This window comes from Pirellulales bacterium, from assembly GCA_035546535.1.
Lineage (GTDB): Bacteria > Planctomycetota > Planctomycetia > Pirellulales > JACPPG01 > JACPPG01.
The window spans coordinates 17,087-29,103 of record DASZWQ010000138.1 but is presented as its reverse complement, the minus strand read 5'-3'; the positions used below and the strand labels follow the sequence as shown (position 1 = coordinate 29,103).

12 protein-coding genes are annotated in these 12,017 nt (G+C 63.8%); 8 read left to right on the top strand and 4 right to left on the bottom strand.

Going from position 1 to position 12,017, the window contains the following annotated elements:
• The first annotated feature begins 404 nt into the window (after positions 1-404).
• Both VHD36_16575 and VHD36_16570 read left to right on the top strand, forming a co-directional pair.
• Positions 405-950, top strand: a complete 546-nt coding sequence (locus VHD36_16575) for a hypothetical protein (GenBank protein ID HVU88941.1) — start codon at positions 405-407, stop codon at positions 948-950.
• On the top strand, positions 947-1,687 hold the full coding sequence (locus VHD36_16570; protein HVU88940.1) for a (5-formylfuran-3-yl)methyl phosphate synthase: 741 nt from the start codon (positions 947-949) through the stop codon (positions 1,685-1,687). Before VHD36_16575 ends, VHD36_16570 begins: the two co-directional genes overlap by 4 nt.
• Here the strand turns inward: VHD36_16570 and VHD36_16565 are convergent.
• Positions 1,684-2,289, bottom strand: a complete 606-nt coding sequence (locus VHD36_16565; GenBank protein HVU88939.1) for a hypothetical protein — start codon at positions 2,287-2,289, stop codon at positions 1,684-1,686. The two genes, VHD36_16570 and VHD36_16565, sit on opposite strands and share 4 nt — an antisense overlap.
• Positions 2,290-2,625: 336 nt before the next feature.
• Between VHD36_16565 and VHD36_16560 the strand changes: the two genes are divergently transcribed.
• A complete protein-coding gene (locus VHD36_16560; GenBank protein ID HVU88938.1) occupies positions 2,626-2,991 on the top strand; it encodes a PilZ domain-containing protein in 366 nt (121 codons plus the stop codon).
• Between the two features lie 509 nt (positions 2,992-3,500).
• On the opposite strand, the gene VHD36_16555 is transcribed toward VHD36_16560, so the two are convergent.
• The gene (locus tag VHD36_16555) at positions 3,501-3,827 is read right to left on the bottom strand and encodes a hypothetical protein (GenBank protein HVU88937.1); all 327 of its coding nucleotides are present in this window, start codon (positions 3,825-3,827) and stop codon (positions 3,501-3,503) included.
• Positions 3,828-4,067: 240 nt separating this feature from the next.
• Positions 4,068-5,240, bottom strand: coding sequence for a serine hydrolase (locus VHD36_16550; protein HVU88936.1), 1,173 nt, complete (start codon positions 5,238-5,240; stop codon positions 4,068-4,070).
• A 167-nt stretch (positions 5,241-5,407) separates the two neighbouring features.
• Between VHD36_16550 and VHD36_16545 the strand changes: the two genes are divergently transcribed.
• From VHD36_16545 to VHD36_16525, 5 genes are all read left to right on the top strand, one after another.
• Entirely contained in the window at positions 5,408-6,331 is a 924-nt protein-coding gene (locus tag VHD36_16545; GenBank protein ID HVU88935.1) for an alpha/beta hydrolase, read from the top strand.
• Positions 6,332-6,739: 408 nt separating this feature from the next.
• A complete protein-coding gene (locus tag VHD36_16540; protein ID HVU88934.1) occupies positions 6,740-7,654 on the top strand; it encodes a hypothetical protein in 915 nt (304 codons plus the stop codon).
• Between the two features lie 348 nt (positions 7,655-8,002).
• Complete coding sequence (locus tag VHD36_16535; GenBank protein HVU88933.1) at positions 8,003-9,604, top strand: tetratricopeptide repeat protein; 1,602 nt, start codon at positions 8,003-8,005, stop codon at positions 9,602-9,604.
• 14 nt (positions 9,605-9,618) lie between these two features.
• The gene (locus VHD36_16530; protein ID HVU88932.1) at positions 9,619-10,095 is read left to right on the top strand and encodes an alpha/beta hydrolase; all 477 of its coding nucleotides are present in this window, start codon (positions 9,619-9,621) and stop codon (positions 10,093-10,095) included.
• Between the two features lie 224 nt (positions 10,096-10,319).
• Positions 10,320-11,675 carry a HAMP domain-containing sensor histidine kinase gene (locus VHD36_16525; protein ID HVU88931.1) on the top strand — a complete coding sequence of 452 codons (1,356 nt, stop codon included), beginning with the start codon at positions 10,320-10,322 and terminating at the stop codon, positions 11,673-11,675.
• Here the strand turns inward: VHD36_16525 and VHD36_16520 are convergent.
• The gene (locus tag VHD36_16520) at positions 11,642-11,995 is read right to left on the bottom strand and encodes a hypothetical protein (GenBank protein HVU88930.1); all 354 of its coding nucleotides are present in this window, start codon (positions 11,993-11,995) and stop codon (positions 11,642-11,644) included. The two genes, VHD36_16525 and VHD36_16520, sit on opposite strands and share 34 nt — an antisense overlap.
• Between the last annotated feature and the right edge of the window lie 22 nt (positions 11,996-12,017).

Below are 12,017 nucleotides of genomic sequence, written 5' to 3'. Positions count from 1 at the left end.
CAAGGACCGTGCCGGTGCCAGCGTCGTTCAGGTTGGCTCATCACGATACTCCGTGCCGCAAAAAAGACCAGCCGCAGTGAGCCGGGAGCCACGCAGCAGCGACTACGTATGGAGAAATCTACGCGATCGAGCCGCCGCGGAAGGCGCTATATATCGCAATCCCAAGATACGCACCAATGATTGTGCCGAGAATGGCGGGAACCAAGCTTGGTTCTTCAGGCCCCGAATGGACCGCGGGTTGCGCGATCGCTCCGCCAATGACCGCTCCGCGGGTAACGAAACCTAATCGCACCATCGCCCCATCATACCAGGACGACCGCTGGGCGAAGCAGTGGCTGATTTGCTACGATCAGCGACTCCGGCCTGCCGGCTCCCGACCTCGAACCCCGTTCCCTCGATCTGCAATGCCCGACGTCTGGCTCCATTCCAACCGCCGCGCCATCGCTTTTGCGCTGGCGTTTCCCATCGTGGGCCTCGCGATCGGCATCGTCATCTGCGCCCTGTCGCGCTCGCTGGCGGCGTGGGTAGGCTGGCTGGGGCTGGCGATCGCCGTGATCTCGGCATTTTTTGCTGCGGCGCTGGCCCTGCAATTGCGCCAGCCGCGCATCGCCAGCCGCGGCGGCGAGATGTTGTTCTACCTGCGCTCTGGTTCGCCCTTCCGCGTCCCCCTGGAATATGTCGAAGGCTTCTTGATGGGCCAGGGGGCCAGCTTTCTGCGTCCCGGTGAGCCGGGCGCGTCGCAAGTCTCGACGGTGGTCATTCGTCTGGCCGATCGCGCCACCGAATTTGCCCAGCGCGACGTGAAGCCCGCACTCGGCTCGTGGTGCAATCACTACGTCACGATCCGTGGCACCTGGTGCGAGCCCTTGTCCTTGGCGCTGGTCAACCGCCTGAACGCCCGGTTGGCCGAAGCCCAGGCGGCGCTCAAGAAGCAAGCAGCCGCGCCATGAAAACCAAATTGCTCGTCAGCGTCCGCGATGCGAGCGAAGCGGTCGACGCGTTGGCCGCCGGCACCGATCTGATCGACCTTAAAGAGCCGCGCCGTGGCTCGCTGGGCGCCGTCGAACCGCACGTCATGCGCGAAGTCGTTGCCGCGGTTGCCGGCCGCGCACCCGTCAGCGCGGCACTGGGGGAATTGCTCGACAATCCGCCGCTGGCCGACGTGCCGCCGGGCATTCAACTGGCCAAGCTGGGCCTGGCCGGTTGCTCCGCGCAGACCAATTGGCCCGACAGACTTGCCGACGCCATCGGGCGCTTGCCGGAAGGAGTGCAGGCCGTCGCCGTGGCTTATGCGGATGGCGGCCGCGCCGATGCGCCCGCGCCGGACCAGGTTCTCGATGTCGCCCGGCGCCTCGGCTGTCGAGCGGTGCTCGTCGACACATGGCAAAAAGGCGCCGGCGGCCTGTTGGACTTATGGACGGTCGAGCGGTGCGCGAGTTTCGTAGCCCAGGTACATGAAGCACGGCTCATGGCCGTGATCGGCGGCTCGCTGACGGTCGACGGGCTGCGGCGCTTGTTGCCCATCGCGCCCGATTATCTCGCCGTGCGCGGTGCCGCGTGCGATGCTGATCGTGCCGGACGATTGTCGTTCGACCGGGTGCGCGAGCTGGCCGCCATCGTTCGCCACGGACAGAACGGCGCCGCGTCCGCGACGTCTCGCCCACATGCCAGGGCAACGGCCGATTAGTTCTCGTTCGGCCGTAGCCGGCGCATGAGGCGTTTGGGCATCTGCTCAGCAACCGCCTTTTGAAAGGTTTGCAGCCGCGCCAGTTTCTCGGGACTGGCGCCGCTGTACCATTGACCGATGCGTCCCATCAGCCCCGCCAGCGCGGCGGGGCCGACCAGGGCCTCTCCTTCGGTGCGGGTGACGCGATCGAGCACGATGGCCCAATGAATGATTTCGTCGATCTGCCGATCGATGAATTGTGAACGGCGTTTTTCCGGCTGGCGAAAGAATCGATCGACTTTCGAATCGAACGAGGCGATCGCCAACTCGGTCACGTTCTGCACCAGCCGGTCACGCTGCTCGGGCGTGAGGGCCCCGATCTCGCTGCGCCAGTCGACGTCTTCCGAGAACTCGCGCTGCACCCGATCGCCGAGTTTCACCCGGTCCGATTCGGAGGTGCGCGACACGTCCTGCGACACAAGCGCCTGCAACAGCGCCGTCGCCGTCGAGGCCATATCCGCAGGTAACGCTGTCCGCGCCGTTCGCACGGCAGCGGCAATGGCGATCGCCGACAGAAGCACGAATAACACGGCCGTCAGCACGCCGCGGAGGTACGACATCATCAAGCTCTCTCTCGAAATCGCGACCCTACACCGTAGCGCTCGTCCGGTGCCCGCCACGCCGGGGCGCTCCCGGATTGTAGACGATCGTCGCCTGTTCGTCGCGCCGCTGCTCGTACTGCGGTCGATCGTGGCCAAACCCCCAGTCGCGAACTTGACGTTTCGACCGGCTTTTGCCGGCACACACCCTATGTCCGGAACGGTTTTTCCCGCCCTTTTGAGCCCGCCGGAATCTCTCCTCGGGGATGACATCGCCCGGAGCGCGACGCTTCTCTTAGTGAGCTAGATTTTCTGCAACGACCGCGACCAATCGTTCGGCCATCGATCCGGAAGCCGCGTATGCCCTTCGAACTTCACGAACTGCGTTCCTTCGGTAATGCCTTGCATCCGCTGTTGGTCGAAGCCCGCGCCAATGATCAGCGCGACGACCGCTGGGGCATTCGTTATCCGTTCTTCCGCGCCGTCTCGATCACCGGACCCAACGGCGAACACTACGACGCCTTCAGCCGCGACATCTCGGCCAGCGGCATCGGGCTGTTGCACAACGTCGAGTTGCCGCCGGGCCTGGTGGATATCCACATCTCGTCGGCGCGCGGCTACGGCCTGCAAGTACAGACGCGCATTTTCTGGTGCCAGTCGTGCGGCGAAGGCTGGTACATCAGCGGCGGTCGCTTCACCAGCGTCCCCACCGTCGACGAGCCGTAATCGATTCGGCTTTTCGCGCCGTCTCGGAGTTCGTGCCGATTCGTCGCGTGCGACAAATTGTCGCGCGACACAAACTGCGCACGTTCGCACTGCCGCACGGCGTAGTGCTCGTCACTTGCGAAAGTGCAAGAAGCGGACCGCCGATTGGCATATTGCCGCGCACGGTCGATTCTCGATAGAGTTGCACGTAGCCGCTTGCATTGCCGCCGACAGGTTGTTCGCCGGTCGAATGCCAACGTGCGGGCGGCTTCCAGGATCTGACAGGTTCTGAATCAGGCCGTTTCTAATCAACCATTTCTAATCAAACTGTGTCGAGCGTCGCGCCTTGGTCGCCGCCCCGCGATCGGCCCGACGCCCTTCGGCCGCCGAGAACCACGCACTCGGCGGCCCTCTTTTTGCGCGTGCGTCACCTTTTTGCGCGCACGCGATGTCAAACGCGCGCGCACTCGGCGGTCAATGGTAACGCACGTCGCCGTCGCGTTCCGCTTGGGCAAGGGAATCCCGAAACTTTACCGCGCGTGCGCGGAACGCCACTGCGCTAATTGGCGCTCCAGATCGGCGAGCCACTGGCGGTGCTCGTCCGCGCGCTGCGGGTCGACCATGTCCGGCTTCACCGGATGGGCGTCGAGATAGACCAGCGCGCGAGCCAGCATGGCGCTGTCTTCCAATTGGCGCAATTGATCGGCGACCATCGAATCGGTCGTGGCTCGGGCACTCGAGACGCCGCCAAACACCAGTCCGCAACCGCTCGTGATCTCCCAGAGCGTGTGCCGATACAGCACAACTCCCACGAGCGACGCTAACAATAAAACGACAAACCGCCCGCGAACCATCATTGCCCTGCCTCCCCCCAAAAAAAGCGTTCCCTGCCAACCGGCGAAAGCGCGGCGGTTCCAAACGCTCGCGCAACACCCGAGCCGTGTCGCTCGCCCAGGCGCCCCCGATGATCGCCGTGGATCCGGCTTTCCCCTCACCAAGAGTTTACCTGTCCGATCGACGCCCCACGAATATGCCAAGCGGCATATGGACCGTGACAGCAAACGCACGATCGCTCGGCAAATTGAAGACGGCGAGGATTATTCCTCGTCGGGAGTATCCTCGTCATGCTCGCGAGCGATGAAGGCCATGAGGAGTTTTCGCCCTACGGCCGTGGCCTGGCATTTGCCACGATTCGCCATCACCACGACGCCCGTATGATGCTCCGGTAGCATGCCGATGTAGGTCGAGGTGCCGTCGAGACCGCCATTCTTGTCGATCACTAGTTCGTCTTGTACACGCGCGCGCTGCCAGGCAAGCCCTTGCGTCATCTTCGGCGAAACTTCGAAAAAGGGTTGCTGCGCGAACTGCATGGCGCGCGTGATCGCGGGACGGTTCGGCATTTCGTTCATGTTGGCGACGAGGAACTGGGCCATGTCGTGCCCCGACGAGCTCAATCGCCCGCCCGCCGGCCAGCCACCTGGCGGATCGTGCGGCACGGGCTTCCCCTGCGGGCTATATCCCTGCGCAACCAGTGGTCGTGCTTGCGGCGGGATTTCGAAGAACGTGTTGTGCATTCCCAGCGGTTCCAGGAATTGCTCGCGCCAAACCTGAAAGAGCGGCCGCTCTTCGCGATCAGCAATGGCAAACCCCAATACGCCGACAGCCACGTTCGAATACAAACTCTTCGTTCCCGGCGGATAGGGGGCGCGCCACGTCGCCAGCCATTGGACGACGTGCTGTCGGTTCCAACCCTGCGGTGGTGCCTTGACGCCGGGCGTGCGCGGCAGGCTCGACGTATGGGTCGCCAACTGCTGGAGCGTGACGTTGCGAATATCCGCACCGTGCTCGCGCAAATAAGGAATGTAATCGGCCACCGAATCGGTAAGCCGCATGCGGCCCGCCTCGACTTCCATCGCCAATGACGTCGTGGCGAAGACCTTCGTGATCGAGGCCAGTTCGAAAATCGTCTCGGGCGTCACCGGCTTGCGCCGTGCGAGATCGGCAAAGCCCAGTGGAAAGAATCGCGTCTTCCCCTCGCGACGCACGATGACCATCACCCCCGGCGCTTCGTACTTGGCCATCCATGGACGGATGACCGCGTTCACGGTTTGCGGAATCGATGCGTCGTCCGCGACATTGGGCGCGGCCAGTCTGCGCTGAGCCTGTTGAGGTGCGTCGGCCGGGGCTTGTGCCCGCGACTCGTGCGCGAAGCCGCACAGAACACCCACCTCGACAAGTAGCGATGCCAGGAACCTGCTGGATCTTCTCATTGCGAACACGATGATTGGTTTGCGTGCCGGCGCCAGACATACGGACCCGGGATTATACCGTTCCATGATTCAAGGGCTGGCAAGTTTGCCGCTGGAAACGAGCGCTGCTAGAATCCGACCGCCATCCCGCGCAGGCCCGTCTGCTTCACGCCTCTCAGGTAACTTCCATGCGAAAACTGCTCTCGGTCGCTGCCGTGCTGATGCTCGCCTGCCCGGCGCGCGCCGACGACGAGGCGCAGCCGCTACAGCCCACGCACGCCAATGTCTCGTATGGCCCCCACGCGCGGAATGTCCTCGACTTCTGGGCTGCCGAGGGGACGGGCACGCGCCCGTTGCTTGTGCATATTCACGGCGGCGGCTGGGTTGCCGGTGACAAGAAAGTTTCCGCGGCGGCGGTGCGCACGTTTCTCGACCGCGGAATTTCCTACGCATCGATCAACTATCGGCGGACGGATACCGATGCCCTGCCCGCCCCCGTACACGACGCGGCCCGGGCCATTCAATTCCTGCGCTCGCAAGCGAAGGAGTGGAATATCGACAAGCCGCGCATCGCTTTGAATGGCACGAGCGCCGGTGCCTGCACGTCGATGTGGATCTTGCTGCACGACGACCTGGCCAAACCGCAATCGGCCGATCCGGTCGAACGCGAATCGACGCGCGTCGCGGCCGCGGCCGTCAACGCCGGCCAGACGTCGATCGATCCCCCCGTCATCGAAGCCTGGCTCGGGCCGAACGTCCTCAAGCACCGCATGATCTGGATGGCCGTCGGCGAGCCCGACATGGCCGCGGCGCTAGCGAACTACGAAAAACATAAAGAGACGTACCACGAGTTTTCGCCGATCAATCACTTAGACGGCCGCGACCCGCCGCTGTTGATGACATACGGCAACAACATGACGCTTCCCTCGCAAGACGCCGGCCACGGCATCCATCACCCGGTCTATGGCATAAAGATGAAGGAAAAGGCCGACGCCGCCGGGCAAGAGTGCCATTTGCTGATCGACGGCGTTTCGAAGTCGGAGAAGTACGCCAGTGCCAACGATTTTCTCTTCGACAAGCTGTTGGCCGCCCCCGCCTCGAACGGTAAGTAACTAACCGGCGGGCGTGGAGCGCCGATTCGTTTGCTGCGTGGCCGCCTCGGCGGCACTGTTGATTCGCTGATTGCGGTGGCCCGGCACCTTGCAGAATCGTCATTCGGACGCCAGCATCTTGTCGCGTCCCGAGCGTGGCGTGCTGCCTAAGTTGCGCGAACTTCCACGCTGCGGTGATTGACGTTGCGGCCGTTGCGCTATGCCGGTAGTTTTTCGCGCCAGAAACGACGCCGCCGCCTTGTTCGCGCGGAGGCGGACCTCTCAGCCGATTTCGCCATGCATCGCCTCCGCCTCGCCATCGCGATTGTGGCTTTCTTTTATGCACGTGCGATTGTGCGCGCCGACGATGGTACGACGGCATCGTCGCCCCCCCCACCGCCTGCACAAGTACCGGCACCAACATCGTCATTGCGCGATTCTGTGCTGGCCGGGCCAGTCCTCTCGCCACCACCCCCCTCGGCGGATATCGCCGCATGGCCGCCGCAGCCTTCGGCTGCCAAACTGCCGCGGCAACCAGTCACGCCGGCCGAGGCCGTCTACACGGCCAACAGTTGGCAGCCGCCGCCCGCGACACCTGCGCTACCGCCGCCGACGGCGAATGTGATCGCACCCAGCTTCGTTCTTGCGCCGCGCACGGTGGAATCGACCTGGTACACGCGCGTCGATTGGTATCACTGGAGCGAGACGATCGGCGGCGCCAATTTCGTCACCGAGAACGGCCCGCTCTTCACCTTGGGCTACCAGCGACGCGTGGGGGCCGAGCGCTTTCGGGCCGAGTTATTCGGCAGCCAGGTCCATTACACTTCGTCGCTGCAGTTCAACGACGGCACGACCGAGCCGATCGCCTCGCAAACCGACATCCTGGGCGTGCGCGCCGAATACGATTATCTGTTTCAGCCTGACTGGCCACCGCCGATCAACTTTTTCATCGGCATTGGCACGCGGGCGTGGGTGCGCAATCTGCCCGACTTCACCGACGACTTCGGCAACTTTATCCAGGGGTACCAGGAAACGTGGTGGACCACTTACCCCTATCTAGGCATCGAGTCGCGACATAATGAATCGGCCGATGTCGAGTTCTACGGCCGCGGTCGCGTGGGTCTGGTTGCCGTCACCTACGAGCATCTGACACTGCACGAGGCGACGCTGTTTCCCGGGCCCGGCGTGACGGCGCAGCTTGAGTTGGGCCTGCGCGGCGATTGGCTGTTTCTGGCCGGCTACGCCGAAGTCTTCACATGGCGTCAATCGGGCGAAGAGCGCGACCTGGTGCAACCGTCGTCGGTACTCTTGACCGTGGGCCTGAAAACGGGCCTCAGTTTCTAAGCGAAAGAGAGCGGGACGTTCGTCTGAAACAAGGAACGTGTGTGCCATGCTTTTCCGCCGGCGGCGGATGAGCATGCTCCAAGGCTCTGCTTAACCGAGCGCTGCGTGCCAGCAGTGCTGGCGCGAGAGTCGCGTAGACCCGCCCGCGCAAGCTCGGCTACAATCCGCCCCGCTGCCTGCCGATTTTTCTGCACCGCGATAGCCACGATCGAACTAGCAACGCTGAAATGAATAGAGGTGTGCCATGTTTTTCCGCCGCAGGCGGATAAGCATGCTTCAGTCGCTCTATTCAACATGTTCGATCGAGCCACCTACGATTTCCCTCCGTGCCGCCAAGGAAGGCCTCTTATGAAAACCGTTATCGCTCATGTCGTGATCGCGACGATTCTTTTCGCCCCGCACGCGGCACTTGCCCAACATGGTCACGGTGGCGGCGGTGGTCGCGGCGGCGGAGGATGGGGTGGTGGTGGCCGCGGCATGAGCGGCGGTGGATTCTCGGGCGGACGAGGCGGCGCACCCGGAGGCGGTGGTTTTTCGGGCAGTGGAGGTGGCGGCGGCCGCAGCGGTGGCAACGGCGGATTTTCGAGCGGAGGCGGTCGAGGCCCGAGCGCGCCCGGCTATCACGCCGTGAGCGCCGGACACGGCGGACCGCATGGCGCGCCGCATAACTTTGCGTACGGGCATCGCCCGGCCTATCACGGCGGTTGGTACCACGGCGACTGGGGCGGTCATTGGGCGCACCCGTGGGGTTTTCGTCCCGCCGGTTGGTATTGGGGTGGCGGATGGGGTTGGGGTTGGGGACTGGGTTTCGGCTTGGGACTGGGCGGTGGGCTGGCCCTCGGCCTGAGCTTCGGCTCGCCATGGGGTTGGGGTTATTACCCCTACTACAATCCGTACTGGGTCCCGCCGGTCAACAGCGTCACGTACATCAACTACGGTCAGCCGCTCGTCGTCGCTCCTCCGGCCAGTGCGTATCCCGTGCAAGGGGCGCCATACGGTGCGCCGGGTGCCGCGTATCCGGCTCAAGGCGATCCTGACAATCCACCGACGCCGGCCTTGCCGGATGGCGTCTCGGCGCCCCCCGCTGCGCGGCCGCCCGGCAGCACAGCGCCGGCGAGCGCGGCGCCCGTGCCCGCCTTGACCAGTGCGCAGACACAAGCCATGGCCTCGTTCGACAAGGCGCGCACGCTGTTCGCGCGTGGCGACTATCAGTTGGCGCTCGCCGAAACGAATCGCGCCGTGGCGCTTGTGCCCAACGACACGCTGATGCACGAGTTCCGCGCTCTGTGCCTCTTTGCCACGAAGGACTATCAACAAGCCGCGGCCGCCGTCTACGCGGTGCTGTCGATCGGCCCAGGCTGGGATTGGACCACCGTCAGTGGGCTTTATCCCAACGCCGACGCCTACACACAACAGCTGCGCGCGCTGGAGGGCTATTGCAATGACAACCCGCAAGCGCCGCATGCCCGCTTCCTGCTGGCGTACCATTATCTGCTCGAAGGGCACGACGCCGAGGCCGCGACCGAGTTGGAAGCCGTGATCGAATTGCAACCCAAGGATCAACTCGCCGCCCAATTGCTGAAGGGTTTGAAAAAGACTCCGGGAGACGACACGCCCGGTCCGTCGTTGGCCACGCCGGCGACCAGCGCGCCGCCGGCCGCGCCGGTTGATGCGAGCCAGGTCATCGGCGATTGGAAGTCGTCGCGCGATGATGGCTCGGCTTTTGAGCTGCACCTGACCAAGGACAGCAAATTCACCTGGAAGTTCAACCAGGACGGCAAGGATCAGACCCTGCAGGGCACTTACACCCTGGCCAACAACTTCCTCATCCTCGCCGCCAGCGACCAGAACACGTTGGTGGGCCAGGTCGCCATGGCGCCAGGCGACAAGCTAAAATTCAAGCTCGCCGGCGGGGCTCCGAACGATCCGGGCCTGACATTCACGCGATAAAAACCTCGGCTTCGATGAAAATCCTGTTCCTTCATGGCTGGCAGTCGAGGCCGGGTGGGCTAAAGCCCTCGTACCTGGCGGAGCACGGGCACGAAATCATCAACCCGGTGCTACCCGATGAGGATTTCGCCGAGGCGGTGCGCATCGCGCAAGATGCGTGCGACCGAGAACGTCCGCAAGTGATCGTCGGGTCGAGCCGCGGCGGTGCCGTGGCCATGAACGTGCGTGCGGCCACGGTGCCGCTCGTGCTATTGTGCCCGGCCTGGAAGCGCTGGGGCGATGCACGAAGCGTAAAGCCTGGCACGGTGATTCTGCACAGCCGCGCCGACGAAGTGATCCCTTTCGCCGACAGCGAAGAGCTGATCGCCCGCAGCAACCTGCCGGCTGAAGCGCTCGTGGAAATTGGCCGGGATCATCGCCTGGCCGATCCCGAGCCTCTGGCGGCGATGTTGGCCGCGGCCGAAGGCGCCGCGCGTCGGAGCTCGCGATGACCGTACCACCGGCCCGTCGTAAGTGCTGATGTAACATGCTGGTGGAAAATCCACCTGTTCGGTATGTTTTCAGGCGGCTCTGCGTATCATCCACTCGCAGGGTCAAAAAACCGTCGGCAACCGTAGGCCCCCTTCCTGCCAAGCACGTTGCCGAGTTTTTGCCCCCGGCGATGGCGAGCGCCTCGTCGCCTCGTGTCAAGAATCGTTCCGCCGAAAGCGCCTTCATGGCTCTCCGTCCACCGTCCTCGATGAGCCGTGAGCAATTGCAGGCGGCGATGACGGCGTCGGTCCGCGACAGCTTGCGGCCGCTGACGACGGCCATGGGCATCGTTTTCGTCATTCTTGCTGTGTGTTCGGTTTCATTGGGCTTCGGCGTCTGGGCGCCTTGGCTGTTGGCGCTAGAAACCGCTTCGGCCGCGATCGCCTTCGGTCTGCGCTGGCTGGTGGGCCGGTATCGTGTGCCAGATCATCTGGTTTATCCGATGCTGCTCGTGATTGCCGCATTGGCGCTTGTGCGCTGTTTCGGGCAGTTGTACGTGGCGCAGAATCCGCGCGACACGATGAACGTGGCCATTCTGATCGCCGGGACGGGCCTTATATCGCTCTCGCTTGCCTGGTCCGCCGTCATCGTCGCCGTCGCTTGGGCCGGGTGGTTGGCGATTGCTTTTACGAACCCCGCCGGCGACGAATGGTTGCACTTCGGCTTCTCGCTCGTGTGGGCGACGGCACTCGGCGCCGCAGTGCAGGTTACGCGGCAGCGACTGCAAACGCGCTGGCTGGCGGCTGCCGCCGAATTGGAGCAACACCGCGACCATCTCGAACGACTTGTCGAAGACCGAACGCGTCAGCTCGATGCTTCGCGCGAACAGCTGCGCCATGCCGAACGACTGTCCTCGGTGGGCACCTTGGCGGCCGGCATCGCGCACGAGATCAACAACCCCATCGGCATGATACTGTTATCGGCCGAACAAGCGCTGCGGATGGCCGATCCGGACAGCCGGAATGACGCCCTGAGGTCTTTGCTGCGAGATATTGTCGACAATACGAAGCGCTGCGGCCGCATCGTCAAGAACATCCTGCGATTCGCCCGCCAGGACGCGGCCGCGCGGTGGCCCGACGATATCAATTCGGTCGTGCAGCACGCGATCGAGCTGACGCAGACCTACGTGGCCCGTCGTGGCGGCGTCGTCGAGGTCGAGTTGGCGCCGTCCTTGCCGAAAGTGAAGCTTAATCCCGTCGAACTGGAACAGGTGTTCGTGAACTTGATCTGCAACGGTGTGGAGGCCGCCGAAGATTCGCCCCACGTGCGCATTCGCAGCGAACACGTCGGTGCCGGCGTGCGCGTTACTGTAAAAGACAACGGTCGCGGCATACCGCTCGAACAGCGCGGCCGCATCTTCGATCCCTTCTACACCACGCGCCATGAGCAGGGCGGTACTGGCCTCGGGCTGAGCCTCGCTTATGGCATTGTCACCGGCCACGGCGGCACGATTCGCGTTGCCGAAGCCGCAGGGGGTGGCACGGAAATGATCGTCGAACTCCCCGGTCACTTCGGAGAATCGTCGGTCTCGTCAAGATGAAAGCGCGCCAGCACGTGATGCAAGACGGGCGCGAGCATCACACCAGCCAACACGAGAAACACCACGCCCGCAAAAATCGCGTACAGGCCGGCCAGCCACTTGCCCGCCTGGGTGTGTAAGGGGTCGACGGGCCCCATGCCGCCCAGGAGCATGGCCGCATTGAGAAACGCGTCGGACCAGGCAAGGCCTTCGACCCAGTGATAGATGGCCATTCCCGCGCCCAACGTCGCCAATCCTAGCGGGATCAAGAGCGACGCGTGCACGAGCATGTGGCCGGCGAGTTTCCAGGGATGACCCAGCGCCAGCCTGTTTACTCTCACGATCTTTCCTCCTTGAACCATC